The sequence below is a fragment of the Streptomyces sp. NPDC093600 genome (genome assembly GCF_044764755.1).
Classification (GTDB): Bacteria; Actinomycetota; Actinomycetes; order Streptomycetales; family Streptomycetaceae; genus Streptomyces.
This window is the reverse complement of record NZ_JBIWIU010000003.1, coordinates 464,114-478,278: the sequence shown is the minus strand read 5'-3', so window position 1 is coordinate 478,278 and position 14,165 is coordinate 464,114. Positions and strand designations below refer to the sequence as shown.

Annotated in this window: 11 protein-coding genes; 8 read left to right on the top strand and 3 right to left on the bottom strand. The window is 71.1% G+C overall.

Translation table 11 applies throughout. From position 1 onward, the window contains the following. The first annotated feature begins 54 nt into the window (after window positions 1-54). The 5 genes from ACIRB4_RS12105 to ACIRB4_RS12085 all read left to right on the top strand — a co-directional run bounded on the left by ACIRB4_RS12105 (window position 55) and on the right by ACIRB4_RS12085 (window position 8,462). Window positions 55-2,511, top strand: a complete 2,457-nt coding sequence (locus ACIRB4_RS12105; RefSeq protein WP_403290160.1) for an FAD-dependent oxidoreductase — start codon at window positions 55-57, stop codon at window positions 2,509-2,511. Window positions 2,512-2,612: 101 nt separating this feature from the next. Then, window positions 2,613-3,752: an aromatic ring-hydroxylating dioxygenase subunit alpha gene (locus tag ACIRB4_RS12100; protein ID WP_403290159.1), complete on the top strand. Its 1,140-nt coding sequence runs from the start codon at window positions 2,613-2,615 to the stop codon at window positions 3,750-3,752. Window positions 3,753-3,856: 104 nt separating this feature from the next. Next, on the top strand, window positions 3,857-5,323 hold the full coding sequence (locus ACIRB4_RS12095) for an aldehyde dehydrogenase family protein (protein WP_403290158.1): 1,467 nt from the start codon (window positions 3,857-3,859) through the stop codon (window positions 5,321-5,323). A gap of 29 nt (window positions 5,324-5,352) precedes the next feature. After that, window positions 5,353-6,906, top strand: a complete 1,554-nt coding sequence (locus tag ACIRB4_RS12090) for an APC family permease (RefSeq protein WP_403290156.1) — start codon at window positions 5,353-5,355, stop codon at window positions 6,904-6,906. Then, window positions 6,903-8,462, top strand: coding sequence for a GMC family oxidoreductase (locus ACIRB4_RS12085; RefSeq protein ID WP_403290154.1), 1,560 nt, complete (start codon window positions 6,903-6,905; stop codon window positions 8,460-8,462). The genes ACIRB4_RS12090 and ACIRB4_RS12085 overlap by 4 nt, the downstream gene beginning before the upstream one ends. A 64-nt stretch (window positions 8,463-8,526) precedes the next feature. On the opposite strand, the gene ACIRB4_RS12080 is transcribed toward ACIRB4_RS12085, so the two are convergent. Both ACIRB4_RS12080 and ACIRB4_RS12075 read right to left on the bottom strand, forming a co-directional pair. Further along, a complete protein-coding gene (locus ACIRB4_RS12080) occupies window positions 8,527-10,311 on the bottom strand; it encodes a S8 family serine peptidase (protein WP_403290152.1) in 1,785 nt (594 codons plus the stop codon). 315 nt (window positions 10,312-10,626) lie between these two features. Further along, entirely contained in the window at window positions 10,627-10,905 is a 279-nt protein-coding gene (locus tag ACIRB4_RS12075) for a hypothetical protein (protein WP_403290151.1), read from the bottom strand. 220 nt (window positions 10,906-11,125) lie between these two features. Here ACIRB4_RS12075 and ACIRB4_RS12070 point away from each other — a divergent pair, with 220 nt between their 5' ends. Next, on the top strand, window positions 11,126-11,317 hold the full coding sequence (locus ACIRB4_RS12070; RefSeq protein ID WP_403290150.1) for a hypothetical protein: 192 nt from the start codon (window positions 11,126-11,128) through the stop codon (window positions 11,315-11,317). A 35-nt stretch (window positions 11,318-11,352) separates the two neighbouring features. On the opposite strand, the gene ACIRB4_RS12065 is transcribed toward ACIRB4_RS12070, so the two are convergent. After that, on the bottom strand, window positions 11,353-12,528 hold the full coding sequence (locus ACIRB4_RS12065; protein WP_403290466.1) for an aromatic acid exporter family protein: 1,176 nt from the start codon (window positions 12,526-12,528) through the stop codon (window positions 11,353-11,355). A 274-nt stretch (window positions 12,529-12,802) separates the two neighbouring features. Between ACIRB4_RS12065 and ACIRB4_RS12060 the strand changes: the two genes are divergently transcribed. Next, window positions 12,803-13,240 (top strand): nitroreductase family deazaflavin-dependent oxidoreductase, encoded by a 438-nt coding sequence (locus ACIRB4_RS12060; RefSeq protein ID WP_403290148.1) that lies wholly within the window; start codon window positions 12,803-12,805, stop codon window positions 13,238-13,240. 175 nt (window positions 13,241-13,415) lie between these two features. Next, a complete protein-coding gene (locus ACIRB4_RS12055; protein WP_403290146.1) occupies window positions 13,416-14,141 on the top strand; it encodes a VOC family protein in 726 nt (241 codons plus the stop codon). Window positions 14,142-14,165 lie beyond the last annotated feature (24 nt).

Genomic DNA, 14,165 nt, shown 5'->3' with positions numbered 1-14,165 from the left:
GCCGCCGGCCGCCGCCCGGTAGAAGCCACTCATCCCCCCGACTCAAGGAGGGGCATGTCCCCCGCGCCCGCACCCAGTCCCCGTGTCGTGGTCATCGGCGCCGGCATCGTCGGCTGCTCGCTCGCGGACGAACTGACCGCCCGCGGCTGGACCGATGTCACGGTCCTCGAACAGGGCCCCCTGCCCGCCCCCGGCGGCTCCACCTCCCACGCCCCCGGGCTCGTCTTCCGCACCAGCCCGTCCAGGACGCTCAGCGCGTTCGCCATGTACACCGTCGAGAAGTTCAGCGCCCTGGAGGTCGACGGCCTCCCCTGCTTCAACCCGGTGGGCGGCCTGGAGCTCGCCACCACCGAGGAGCGCTGGACCGACCTTCACCGCAGGGCCGGGCACGCCGCCTCCTGGGGCATCCGGGGCGAGCTCGTCTCTCCCGAGCGGTGCGAGGAGCTGTGGCCGCTGCTCGACGCGAGCAAGGTCCTCGGCGGCTTCCACACCCCCGACGACGGGCTCGCCCGGGCCGTCCTCGCCTGTCGGGCCCAGATGGAGCGCGCCGAGCGCCGTGGCGCCCGCTTCCTGGAGCGGCACACCGTCACCGGCATCGAGCGCGAGGACGGCCGGGTGACGGGTGTCGTCACCGACCGGGGCACCTTCCCCGCCGACCATGTGGTGTCCGCCGCCGGCTTCTGGGGCCCGGTCGTCGGCCGGATGGCGGGGGTGGACGTGCCGCTGCTGCCGCTCGCCCACCAGTACGCGAAGACCCGGCCCCTGCCGGAGCTGGCCGGCGTCAACGATCCCCGTACGGAGGCGTCCCGGCCCATCCTGCGGTTCCAGGACCGCGATCTGTACTTCCGCGAGCACACCGACCGCATCGGCATCGGCAGCTACGCCCACCGGCCCCTGCCAGTCGACCCGTTCGCCGTCCCCGCCTACGACGACGCGGGGGCGACGCCCACCCGCATGCCTTCGGCGTACCCCTTCACCCCCGAGGACTTCGCGCCCAGCTGGGAGGAGTGCCAGGGCCTGCTGCCCGCGCTCGCGGGCACGGAGATCGAGGAGGGCTTCAACGGAGTCTTCTCCTTCACCCCCGACGGCATGCCCCTGCTGGGCGAGGTCCGCTCGCTGCGCGGCTTCTGGCTCGCCGAGGCGGTCTGGGTGACGCACTCGGCGGGTGTCGCCAGGGCCGTCGCCGAGTGGATGGTCGAGGGGCGTCCCTCGATCGACGTCCACGAGTGCGACCTGACCCGCTTCGAGGACGCCCAGCGCTCCCCCGCGTACGTCCACGAGCGCGGCGCCCAGCAGTTCGTCGAGGTGTACGACATCCTTCACCCCTCGCAGCCCATGGAACGGCCGCGCCCCCTGCGGGTGAGCCCCTTCCACGCCCGGCAGCAGCAGCTCGGCGCGTTCTTCCTGGAGGGCGGCGGCTGGGAGCGGCCGCACTGGTACGAGGCGAACGCCCCGCTCGCCGAGGGCCTCGACCTGCCGGAACGGGACGCCTGGTCGGCCCGTTACTGGTCGCCGATCGCCGCCACCGAGGCGCGCGCGACCCGCGAGAGGGTCGCGCTGTACGACATGACACCGCTGCGCAGGCTGGAGGTCACCGGGCCCGGCGCCCTGGCCTTCCTCCAGCGCATGACCAGCAACAACCTCGCCAAGAAGCCGGGGGCGGTGACCTACACCCTGCTCCTCGACGAGACCGGCGGGATCCGCTCGGACCTGACGGTGGCGCGGCTCGGGCCCGACCGGTTCCAGATCGGGGCCAACAGCCCCGCCGACGAGGACTGGCTGCTGCGGCACGCGCCCGGCGACGTCCACATCCGCGACATCACCTCCGGCACCTGCTGCATCGGCGTGTGGGGCCCGCTCGCCCGCGATCTGGTGCGGCCGCTCACCCGCGACGACTTCTCCCACCAGGGCTTCGGCTACTTCCGGGCGAAGGAGACCCACCTCGGGCATGTGCCGGTGACGGCGATGCGGCTGAGTTACGTCGGTGAGCTCGGCTGGGAGCTGTACACCAGCGCCGATCTGGGGCTGCGGCTCTGGGACACGCTCTGGGAGGCGGGCCGCGAGCACGGGGTGATCGCCGCCGGGAGGTCCGCCTTCAACAGCCTGCGGCTGGAGAAGGGCTACCGCTCCTGGGGCCACGACATGACCGCCGAGGACACCCCGTACGAGGCCGGTGTCGGTTTCGCCGTACGGATGGACAAGGGCGACTTCGTCGGAAGGGCCGCCCTGGAGAAGGCGGGCGAGCCGCGCCGCCGGCTCACCGCGCTGCTCCTCGACGACCCCGCGTCCGTCGTCCTCGGCAAGGAGCCCGTGCACGTCGGCGGACGGCCGGCCGGGTACGTCACGAGCGCGTCCTACGGCTACACGCTCGGGCGGTGTATCGCGTACGCCTGGCTGCCGCCGCTGGCCTCCGGGACGGCGGTGCACATCGAGTACTTCGGCGAGAAGGTGCCGGCGACCGTCGCCGACGAGCCGCTGTTCGACCCCGGCATGAGCCGTCTGCGCCGCTGATCCGCCGCGAGGACCTGCCGCGCACAGCCCTCCCTCCCCTCGACCCTCCCTCTCTTCGACCCGCGCCGGCCGGCCGCCGCGCCCGCCTGGAGGAGTCCGCCATGACGACCAGCCCGATCACCTCCCTGCCCCCGAGCCTGATCGCCACGCTCCCCGGCCACTTCTACACCGACCCGGAGATCTTCCGGCAGGAGCAGGAGCGGCTCTTCGAGTCGATGTGGTTCTGCGCCGTGCGCAGCGCCGACCTGGACAGGCCCGGCGCGTTCCGTACCGTCCAGGTCGGCCGGGAGAGCGTCATCGTCAGCCGTAACCGCGCCGGTGAGCTGCGCGCCTTCCTCAACATCTGCCGCCACCGCGGCGCCCGGCTGTGCACGGAGGAGTCCGGCGAGGTCCGGCGCTCCCTGCAGTGCCCGTACCACGCGTGGACGTACGACCTCGACGGCAGGCTGATCGCCGCCCCCAACCTGGTGAAGATGCCCGACGTCGACCGCGCCGCCTACGGCCTGGTCACGGTCGCGCTGCGCGAGTGGCTGGGGTACGCCTGGGTGTGTCTGGCGGACGAGCCGCCGTCCTTCGAGGAGACCGTGATCGGCGCAGCCGTGGAGCGGCTCGGTGACAGTGCGTCCATCGAGCGGTACGGCACGGAACGGCTCGCGCTCGGCCGGCGGATCACCTACGACGTGAAGGCGAACTGGAAGCTGATCGTCGAGAACTTCATGGAGTGCTACCACTGCGCCACGATCCACCCCGAACTCACCGATGTCCTCCCGGAGTTCGCGGACGGCTATGCCGCGCAGTACTACGTGGGACACGGGGCCGAGTTCGGCGACGAGGTGAAGGGCTTCACCGTGGACGGCAGCGAGGGCTTCACCCGGCTGCCCGAGGTCGCCGAGGAGCAGGACCGCCGCTACTACGCGATCACCGTCAAGCCGACGGTCTTCGTCAACCTCGTGCCGGACCATGTGATCCTCCACCGGATGTTCCCGCTCGCCGAGGACCGCACGGTGGTGGAGTGCGACTGGCTGTACGCGCCGGAGGTGGTCGAGTCCGGCGCGGACGTGTCGAAGTCGGTGGAGCTGTTCCACCGGGTCAACGTCCAGGACTTCGAGGCGTGCGAGCGTACCCAGCCCGCGATGGCCTCCCGCGCCTACCGGACGGGCGGTGTGCTGGTCCCGACCGAGCACCACATCGGGCTGTTCCACGAGTGGCTGCGGCGAGAGCTGGGGGGACCGGCCCGCTGACCAGGCGTGTCAACCGTCACATTCGGATTAGAAGGCCGCCGTCGGGTTAGGCACTCAGGCTCAAGGGCGCCCCGAGAAGGCGCTGACCAGGAGGAACGAGAATCATGCCCGAACTCTTCATCGGCGGAGCCTGGCGATCCGCGCTCGACGAGCGGACCCGGGAGATCAGGTGCCCCGCCGACGGCGCCCTGGTCGCGGTCGTGGACGAGGCCGGCGGCAAGGACACGGTCGAGGCGATCGCGGCCGCGCGCCGCGCCTTCGACGAGGGCCCCTGGCCCACCACCCCGGCCGCGGCCCGCGGTGACCTGCTGCTGCGGGTGGCGGACCTTCTCGTACGCGACAAGGACGCGCTGGCGCGCGCCGAGTCGCTCGACACCGGCAAGCGCCTGGTGGAGAGCGCCTACGACATCGACGACATCGTGAACTGCTTCCGCTACTTCGGGCGGCTCGCCGCCGCCGAGACGGGACGCGTGATCGAGACCGGCACGACGGCGGCCGACAGCCAGGTCGTGTACGAGCCGGTGGGCGTGTGCGGGCTGATCACACCGTGGAACTATCCGCTGCTGCAGACGGCGTGGAAGGTGGCGCCGGCGCTCGCCGCGGGCAACACCTTCGTCCTGAAGCCGAGCGAGCTCACCCCGCACACCGCGATCCATCTGATGCGGCTGCTGGCCGAGGCGGGGCTGCCGGACGGTGTCGCCAACCTCGTGCTGGGCGCCGGGCCGGAGGCGGGCGCGCCCCTCGCCGACCACCCGGATGTCGATCTGCTCTCCTTCACCGGTGGTCTGCAGACCGGCCGGCGGCTGATGGCGGCGGCCGCGGGGACGGTGAAGAAGGTCGCGCTCGAACTGGGCGGCAAGAACCCCAACATCGTCTTCGCGGACGCCGACTTCGAGACGGCCGTCGACATGGCGCTGACGGCGGTGTTCCTGCACTCGGGGCAGGTCTGCTCGGCCGGTGCGCGGCTGCTCGTGGAGGACTCGCTGCACGACCGGTTCGTGGACGAGGTCGTGCGCCGGGCCGGGGAGATCCGGCTGGGCGGGCCGTTCGACGAGCGGGCGCAGACCGGGCCGCTGATCTCGGCGGCCCACCGCGAGAAGGTCGAGGCGTACGTGGAGCGGGGGCTCGCCGAGGGCGCGGTGCTGCGCTGCGGCGGCGCCCGGCCCGAAGGGGCCGCGTACGAGGGCGGGTTCTACTACCTGCCGACCGTTCTCGACGAGTGCGAGGCGCGGATGTCGGTGGTGCGGGACGAGTCGTTCGGACCGGTCCTGACGGTGGAGCGGTTCCGCGACGAGGACGAGGCCGTGCGGCTCGCGAACGACACGATCTACGGCCTGGCGGGCGCGGTCTGGACGAGCGACGAGGGCAGGGCGCGGCGCATGGCGGGCCGGCTGCGCCTGGGCACGGTGTGGATCAACGACTACCACCCCTACCTGCCGCAGGCCGAGTGGGGAGGGTTCAAGCAGTCCGGCACGGGACGTGAGCTCGGACCGGCCGGTCTCGCGGAGTACCGCGAGACGAAGCACATCTGGCGCAACACCGCGCCGGAGCCGCAGGGCTGGTTCGCCTGAAATCCTCTCTACTGTCCAGGAGTCGACCCATGCCAACCGAACCACTCTCTCCGCCGGGTGATGACGCGGAGCTCACCGAGTTCGGCTACCGCCCGGAGCTCAAGCGGACGCTCGGCAACTTCCACACGTTCGCGGCGGGCATCTCGTACATCTCGATCCTCACCGGCACCTTCCAGCTCTTCTACTTCGGCTTCGCCAGCGGCGGCCCGGCCTACTGGTGGTCGTGGCCGATGGTCTTCGCCGGGCAGTTCATGGTGGCGCTCTGCTTCGCCGAGCTGGCCGCCCGCTATCCGGTGGCGGGCTCCATCTACAACTGGGCGAAGAAGGTGGGCAACGGGCACGTCGGCTGGCTCGCCGGCTGGATGATGCTCATCGCCTCGGTCGTCTCGATCGCCGCGGTCGCCCTCGCCTATCAGCTGACGCTTCCCCAGATATCGTCCGTCTTCCAGTTCGTGGGGGACGGGACGGGTACGTACGACGTGGCGACCAACGCGGTGATCCTGGCCGCCGGTCTGATCCTCTTCACCACGGTCGTCAACGCCTTCGGCGTGAAGCTGATGGCCCGGATCAACACGGCCGGTGTCTTCCTCGAACTCATCGCCACGGTCGTCCTCATCGTGCTGCTCGCGGTGAACGTCGTCCGGGGCCCGCAGGTGGTCACCGACACGGCCGGCACCGGCTCGGGCCAGTCCTTCGGCTACCTCGGGGCGTTCCTGATCGCCTCCCTCGCCTCGGCCTATGTGATGTACGGCTTCGACACCGCGGCCTCCCTCGGTGAGGAGTCGCTCGATCCCTCGCGCAACGCGCCGCGCGCCATCATCCGGGCGATCGTCGCCTCGTTCGTCCTCGGCGGCCTCATCCTGATCCTCGCCCTGATGAGCGTCTCCGATCTGCGGGGCGAGCGGCTGTCCTCCGACGGACTGCAGTACGTCGTCCTCGACGTCCTCGGCCCGACGGCCGGCAAGGCGATGCTGTGGTGCGTGCTGATCGCGGTCACCGTCTGCGCGCTCGCGGTGCACACGGCGGCGGTCCGGCTCGCCTTCGCGATGGCGAGGGACAACAACCTGCCGGCGTCCTCGCGGCTCGCGAAGGTCAGCCCGCGGTTCGGCACCCCGATCCTGCCGACCGTGATCATCGGAGTCCTGGCGCTGGCGATCCTGCTGGTCAACATCCGCCAGCCGCAGATCTTCACCGTGGTCACCAGCATCGGCATCGTGATGATCTACGTCGCCTATCTGCTGGTCACCGGGCCGATGCTGGTCGCGCGGCTGCGCGGCCGGTGGAAGCCCGTCGAGGGCAGGTTCTCGCTGGGCCGCTGGGGCCTTCCCGTCAACATCCTCGCCGTGCTGTGGGGCGGGGCCATGACGCTCAACCTGATCTGGCCGCGCGCGGCCGTGTACAACGCCGCCGCGCCGTTCCACTGGTACCTGCGCTGGGGCGCGGTCCTGTTCGTCGGCGCGATCGCGCTCGGCGGCTTCACCTACTACTGGTTCGTCCAGCGGCACCGTACGGGCGTTCTCGCCGAACACGCCGCCTCGGCGGCTCCTGAGCCTGTCGCACTGAAGGAGGTCACCCCCTCATGACCGAAGAGTTCGATGATGTCTTCGACTACGTCGTGGTCGGCGGCGGTACCGCGGGCAACGTCGTCGCGGCGCGGCTCAGCGAGGACCCGACCGTCACGGTGTGCGTCCTGGAGGCGGGGCCCAGCGACGTCGGGGACGACAACGTCCTGAAGCTGGACCGCTGGATGGGTCTGCTCGACTCCGGCTACGACTGGGACTATCCGGTCGAGCCGCAGGCGAGCGGCAACAGCTTCATGCGGCACGCCCGCGCCAAGGTGCTCGGCGGCTGTTCCTCGCACAACTCCTGCATCGCCTTCTGGGCGCCGGCGGAGGACCTGGACGACTGGGCGGCGGCCGGCTGTACGGGGTGGAGCGCGGCGGACCTCTTCCCGCTCTACCGCCGCCTGGAGAACAACGACGCGCCGGGCGACCACCACGGCAGGAGCGGGCCCGTCAAGCTCCGTACGCTCAAGGGCGGGGACCCGTGCGGTGAGGCGCTGCTGAAGGCGTGCGACCAGGCCGGCATCCCTACGACCGCCTTCAACACCGGTACGACCGTGGTGCGCGGCGCGAACTGGTTCCAGATCAACTCCGACGAGAACAACATCCGGCAGTCCTCCTCGGTGGCGTATCTGCATCCGGTGATGGGCAAGCGCCCCAACCTGGAGATCCGTACGGGCGTACGGGCGAAGAAGCTGGTCCTGGACGGGCGCCGCTGTGTGGGCGCCGAGTACCTGGATCCGGACCTGATCCACACCCGTACGGTCCGGGCCCGCCGTGAGGTCGTCGTCTCCTGCGGTTCCATCGACACCCCGAAGCTGCTGATGCTGTCCGGTATCGGCCCCGCGGCGCATCTGCGGGAGGTCGGTGTGGACGTGGTGGTGGACTCCGCCGGGGTCGGCGAGAACCTCCAGGACCATCCCGAGGGCGTCATCATGTGGGAGGCGAAGCAGCCGATGCCCACGGTGTCGAGCCAGTGGTGGGAGGCGGGCATCTTCTACGACACCGAGCCGGGCCTGGACCGCCCCGACCTGATGTTCCACTACGGTTCGGTGCCGTTCGACATGAACACCGCCCGGTACGGCTATCCGACGTCGGAGAACGCCTTCTGTCTGACGCCGAACGTCACGCGCGCCAAGTCGCGCGGCACGGTGCGGCTGCGGACCCGCGACTACCGCGACAAGCCGAAGGTCGACCCCCGGTACTTCACGCACGAGCACGACGTGCGGGTGATGACGTACGGCCTCAGGCTCGCCCGCCGTATCGCCGGACAGCCCGCGCTGTCCGGGTGGGCGGGCGCCGAACTCGCCCCGGGGCCGTCCGTCCAGACGGACGACGAGCTGCTCGACTACATCCACAAGACGCACAACACCGTCTACCACCCGGCGTGCACGGTGAAGATGGGCGCGGACGACGATCCGACGGCTCCGCTCGACGCCCGCCTGCGGGTGAAGGGCGTGGAGGGCCTGCGGGTGGCGGACGGCTCGGTCATGCCGGATCTCGTCACCGTCAATCCGTGCATCACGACGATGATGATCGGCGAGAAGTGCGCGGACCTGCTGCGCGAGGACGCCTGACACGCGCCCGCCCGCCCCTTCCTTACGGGCCGGGGCGGGCGGGTGCCGTGCTCGACGGTGGGTGCTAGAAGGTCAGGTTCCAGGCGTCGATCCGCCCGGTGTCCTGGTTGGCGTTGTCGTTCACGCGCAGTTTCCAGACACCGTTGGCCACCTCCGCGGAGGCGTTGACGGTGAAGGTCTGGGCGATGTTGTCCGTACCGCCGCCTGAGCGGTTGTGGACGGTGTAGACGGTGCCGTCCGGGGCCACCAGGTCGACCTTGAGGTCACCGATGTAGGTGTGCTTGATGTCGACTCCCACCTTGAGGGTGGCCGGCGCGTTGCCGCTCACCCCGCTCACGGTGAGGGGGCTCTCGACGGTGGTGTTGTCGCCGATCGCGACGTCGGTGAGGTTCTCGAAGTACTTCCCGGGCGGCGGGGTGGCGCCGCCGACGGCCTTGAGCGCGTCGGTCTGGCCCTCGCCGAAGAAGCCGTTCTTCGCGGTCGTACCCGTGCAGCGGCTGTCGGACGGGCAGGCGATGTCGCCCGCCTGCGCGGCCAGCCGGTCGCGGATCTCCGCCGGGGTGAGCGTCGGGTCGACGCTCGCCATGAGCGCGGCGACGCCCGCCACGTGCGGGGAAGCCATCGACGTGCCGTTCTTGTTGCCGTACTTGCCGCCCGGCAGGGTGGAGTAGACACCGGAGGTGCCGTCGCCGCCGGGGGCCGCGATGTCGATGACGCCGTTGCCGAAGTTGGAGTACGACGCCTTGACGTTGCCCTTGCCCATGGCGGCGACCGTCACGACACCGGGCAGTTCGGTCGGGATGTCGATACAGGCGTTGGTGATGGTGCGGGTGACCGGCGTGGAGTCGTTGGGGCTCTCGCTGTCGGTCGTCTTGTTGGCCAGGTCGTAGTTGGAGTTGCCGGCGGCGGCGACCTGGAGGGAGCCCTTGCCCTCCGCGTACGCCTGCGCCCTGCGCACACCCTCGATGATGGCGGCCTGGTCGGCGTCGTCGGGGCAGTTGAACTGCCACGGGTCGGTGTAGTAGCTGTTGTTGGTGACCTTGAAGCCGCGGTCACCGGCCCACATGAAGCCGCAGATGGTGTTCTCCGCGAAGAACAGGCCGCTCGGCTGCTCGGCGATGCGGACCGAGGAGATCTTCACGCCCGGTGCGACACCGATGACGCCCTTGCCGTTCTTCGCGGCGGCGACGGTGCCGGCGACGTGCGTGCCGTGGGTGTCGATGTCCCGCCAGGCGCCGAAGCGGGTGTCCGGCTTGCCGTAGGCGCAGGAGACCGAGTCGGCTGCGTTGAAGTTGGGCGCGATGTCCTGGTGCTGGTCGTCCACGCCGGTGTCGAGGATGCCGACCTTGACGGCGGCGGAGCCGGTGGTCACCGCCCAGGCCTGGTCGGCCTTGATCTGGGTCATGTCCCAGCGGTTGGTCTCGGTCAGCGTCGTCGTGGACTGCGACGGGTTGGCCGGGAGCGCCGGGTTGTAGGCGTCGGCCGGGACGTCGGAGGTACGGGTCGCGCCGACCTGCTGGACCCCGCTCACGGCGCGCATCGCGGAGGCGAAGGACGCCGACGTCGAGTGCGCCACGATCACGCCGATCGCGTCGTAGGACGCGTAGACGGAACCGCCGTTGTTCGCGACGGCGGTGCGCGCGGCCGAGGTGTCAGCGGGGGCGGTGATCACCAGATAGGCGCGGGTGCCGGCCGCCCAGGCCGAAGAGGTCTTCGCCGTCGTCGTGGTGGTCGGCGCCGCCGTGCGCGCCGACGGCGACGAGGGCTCCGGGACGGCGGTCGGCGCCGCGTACGCGAGCCCGGCGGGCGCCGCGAGGGCCACGGTCGCGCCGAGGGCGGCCGCCGCCATGGCGGAGTGTCTCAACCGGCTGGATATGTGGGAAAACAATGCGTCCTCCGATGGCCCGGTGGCGCTGGTGGCGTCGGCCGGGCCGTGTGATGTGTGGGGTGGACGCAAGATCCCAGACGAGGCGGGCGGAAGGAAGTCTTCTGTCCGACAAGCCCGATGGCGTTACAGAGTGTTGACCTGGGGAAGCGGCGATCGGGGCGGTCTTCCACCGGGTTGCACCACTTCGTTCCGGCGCGGGGCGGTGGCGGCAGCGCAGAAAAACGTTCCCCGGCGGGCAGTGCCCGCCGGGGAACGTGGGGGAAGCGGTCCCGGGCCTCAGTAGAGGCGCGGGGACATCATCTGCGGCTCGGTGCCGGGCACTTCGAGGACGCAGCGTGGGATGCCGGGGCCCGGTGTGGCGCGGACCGTGACGGGTGTCGGCGGCTCGGTCGGGAGCTCGACGGCCACCGGCACCGGCCGGTCGCCGGACGTCTTCGCGTACCCCACTTCCTTGCCGTCGACGAGAACCTCCACCACCGCGGTGTGTCCGGTCTGCACGGTCGCGCTGACCGAGTGCCCCGCGTGGTCGATGTGGAAGTGGTGGCGTCGTCTCATGGGTCGTCTCCCACCGGGCCTCGTCCTCAGCGGCCCCCGCATCCAGCGTAGCCACCCGCGGGCCGGTGGGCGGCCTGTCGGATGCGGGCCCGTATCCGCCCAGGTCACCGTCGGTGCGGCCCTCCGCCCGTCACCCGAACAGCGGCGCTCCGGGCGTGCAACCGGCCCTGTCTCCGGTGCACTGGAGGGACAAGCCGCCCGACCGAGCATGGAGACGACCATGTACGAAATGCACGTCGGCATCACGACCCCGGACGGGGTCTTCGTCTGGCACGTCGCCCCCGTGGGAAACCCGACCGCCCTGTGCGGCCAGTCCCTCCACGGGGTGCCCACCGAAGAGCGCGACCGGACCGACCGCCACTGTGCGTCCTGCATGCACTCGTTCCAGGAGCTGATGAACGACCGGAACTGATCATGAACGTCCCCGGCGTGGACCGTCCGACCGGCTCAGACTCCCAGCTTCTCCCGGAGCGCCGAGAGCCGCGGCCGCTTCTCTCTGCGTTCGCGCGAGTGGCGGTCCAGCTCCTCCATCAGACGGCGCGACCGGTGGTCGAGGTCGAGTTCGTCCAGGATGCGGTCGACCTCCGCGAGCAGCGCGCCGTAGAGCTGCCACTGCCGCGGCTCGTGCTGGACGACCCGCAGCAGCAGCTCCGCCGCGTTGTCCCGGACGGCACGCGCCGCGAGGAGTTCATTGGTGAGCCGTTCCTCGGCGGCGTCCGCGCTCTCGCTCACCCGCGTGGTGACGAGGACGCCGAAACTGACGATGGTGTCGGCGACGTGCGCGAGCAGCTCCTCCAGGGCGGGCCCGACCTCCTGCGGGAAGAGGTCCTCGTCCTCCCGCTCCTTGGCGAGGTCGGTCAGCGTGCGCGCCAGGACGCGCAGCACGACGGCGCAGATCTCCAGGGTGTCCAGGCCGGTCCGCAGCACGATGCGGTGCAGCAGGCCCTCCTTGACCCTCGGGTTGAGGCGCAGGCTGTCCTCCGCCTGGCGCAGGGCCGCGTCGACGTCGGCGATGTCGTTGTCGAGCCGGCGCGCCTCGTGGAGGCGGGCGGCGGCCCGTGCGACGGGGATGGGCGAGGTGAGCTCCTCGCCGATGCCGAGCAGCAGCTGCCGCATGCGCCGGGCGAGGTCCTCGATGGACTCGCCCGCCGTCTCCACCCACACCGGGGGAACGAGCAGCACGTTGAACAGCAGGCCCACCACCGCGCCGATCAGCGTCTCCAGGACCCGGTCCCAGGCGGTGTTCGCAACCTGGGTGACGCCGAGGACGAGCATCGCGCTGATGGCCACCTCGGGCACGAACTCGTCGACGCGTACGAATCTGCCGACCACCAGCGCCGCGAGGATGACCAGGCCGAGGCTCCACCAGGTCAGCCCGACCAGGACGCTGAAGGCGATGGCGATGAGCACGCCGACGACCACCGAGTTGACCCGGCGGATTCCGGTGGTGAGCGTGGAGTAGAGGGTGACCTGCACGACGAGCAGCGCGGTGAGCGGTGCCGTCAGGGGTGCGGGTTCACTGCTGAGCTGGAGTGCGACGACGTACGCGATGGTCGCCGCCGCGGTCGATCGGAGCGTCTGGACGACGGCCGGCTCCTTGCGTCGCGCGAGCAGCCCGGCCATCGGTTGTCGTAGCGCGGTGCGGACTTCCGCCACGTGTTTCCCCGGTCCTTCCGTGTGTGCGCTGCGGTCTCCTGACTCCCCCAGGTTTTCGCAACCGGGGCCGCTTCGCACGCCGTGCGGGGCACGCGTGCGTGCGTGCGCGTGGGCGGGTGCGCGTGGGCGCGAGGTCGGATAGCGTCGCGACGGCGGACCGCGTCGGCTGCGCCGGTACGCCAGGACGCCGAGGCCGAAGCCGAAGACCGGTGACCGAGGACGAAGGGGACGGGACGACACCATGCCGCTCGAAGGGGAGTACGAGCCCAGCCCGACGAAGTGGGTGCGGGACCAGGTCGAGTTGTACGAGTCCTCCGGGGGTACGAAGGGCACCACCATCCGGGGCCTGCCCGTGGTCCTGGTGACGAATGTCGGAGCCCGGAGCGGGAAGCTGCGCAAGACGCCGCTGATGCGGGTGGAGCACGAGGGCGTGTACGCCCTGGTGGCCTCGAACGGCGGAGCGGTGAAGCATCCGGTCTGGTACCACAATCTCGTCGCCTCGCCGGTGGTCGAGCTGCGGGACGGGCCGAAGACGGAGGACATGCGGGCCCGGCTGGTGACCGGGGAGGAGCGGCGGGTCTGGTGGGAGCGGGCGGTCGCCGCCTACCCGGACTACGCCGACTACCAGCAGCGGACCGAGCGCGAGATTCCCGTCTTCGTGCTGGAGCCGCTGGACTGACCGGGGGCGCCGGCAGCGGCCTCGGCTCGCCGCCCGCCGGCCGAGCGCGGCCGGAATGGCGATCTTGCCGGGGGTGGGATGGGATGAGGTGCTGTCAGGCGCCCACGACGGATGGATGAAGGCTGTGTCGACCTCGAGCCACGCCGTGCCCGGCGCTCCCTGCTGGGTCAGTCTCATGACCCGTGATCTGCGGGCCGCGGAGAGTTTCTACGGTGCGCTGTTCGGCTGGGAGTTCCGGCCCACGCGCCTGGGCGAGGAGTTCTCGGTCGCCCTGCGCGACGGGGCGCCGGTCGCCGGGATCGGGGCGCTGGCCCCGCGTCTGGCGGTGGCGGTGGCCTGGACTCCGTACTTCGCCGTGGCCGACGCCGATCTGACGGCCGCCCGCATCCGGGAGCGCAGCGCCACCCTGGCCGTCGGCCCCCTTCGGTTCGGAACGGGCCGCGCGGCCCTGGCCGCCGACCGCGAGGGCGCCGTCTTCGGGATCTGGGAGGGCGAGGTCATCCCCCAGTGGAGTGTGGGCCGGGGCGGCGCCCCGGCCTGGCTGGAGCTGCGGACGAGGAACGCCTTCGACGCGGCGATCTTCTACGCCGAGGTCCTCGACTGGGCGGGCGAGGCTCCGGACTGCTGCCAGGTCGCGTACGAGGACGACCATGTCGTGCTCAGCCATGGCGGGGTCACGCTCGCCCGGCTCTCCGGCGGGGCGGTGGAGGCGGCGCCGGACCCGCAGATCCGGCCGCGCTGGCACGTCCACTTCCGGGTCGACAACGTCGAGAAGACGGTGGAGACGGCCTTGCGCCTCGGCGGCGGGACGGCCTCCGAGGTGGTGGCGGCGGGCGGCGGGCGCGAGGTCATCCTGCGCGACCCGGACGGCGGTCTGTTCACGGTCGCGGACGCGGCCTAGGGCTACGACCTGCGGTTCCGGCGG

Coding starts and splice junctions, on each gene's coding strand:
- ACIRB4_RS12105 (WP_403290160.1), top strand. CDS start 55: ATGTCCCCCGCGCCCGCACCCAGTCCCCGTGTCGTGGTCATCGGCGCC.
- ACIRB4_RS12100 (WP_403290159.1), top strand. CDS start 2,613: ATGACGACCAGCCCGATCACCTCCCTGCCCCCGAGCCTGATCGCCACG.
- ACIRB4_RS12095 (WP_403290158.1), top strand. CDS start 3,857: ATGCCCGAACTCTTCATCGGCGGAGCCTGGCGATCCGCGCTCGACGAG.
- ACIRB4_RS12090 (WP_403290156.1), top strand. CDS start 5,353: ATGCCAACCGAACCACTCTCTCCGCCGGGTGATGACGCGGAGCTCACC.
- ACIRB4_RS12085 (WP_403290154.1), top strand. CDS start 6,903: ATGACCGAAGAGTTCGATGATGTCTTCGACTACGTCGTGGTCGGCGGC.
- ACIRB4_RS12080 (WP_403290152.1), bottom strand. CDS start 10,311: ATGGCGGCGGCCGCCCTCGGCGCGACCGTGGCCCTCGCGGCGCCCGCC.
- ACIRB4_RS12075 (WP_403290151.1), bottom strand. CDS start 10,905: ATGAGACGACGCCACCACTTCCACATCGACCACGCGGGGCACTCGGTC.
- ACIRB4_RS12070 (WP_403290150.1), top strand. CDS start 11,126: ATGTACGAAATGCACGTCGGCATCACGACCCCGGACGGGGTCTTCGTC.
- ACIRB4_RS12065 (WP_403290466.1), bottom strand. CDS start 12,528: ATGGCCGGGCTGCTCGCGCGACGCAAGGAGCCGGCCGTCGTCCAGACG.
- ACIRB4_RS12060 (WP_403290148.1), top strand. CDS start 12,803: ATGCCGCTCGAAGGGGAGTACGAGCCCAGCCCGACGAAGTGGGTGCGG.
- ACIRB4_RS12055 (WP_403290146.1), top strand. CDS start 13,416: ATGACCCGTGATCTGCGGGCCGCGGAGAGTTTCTACGGTGCGCTGTTC.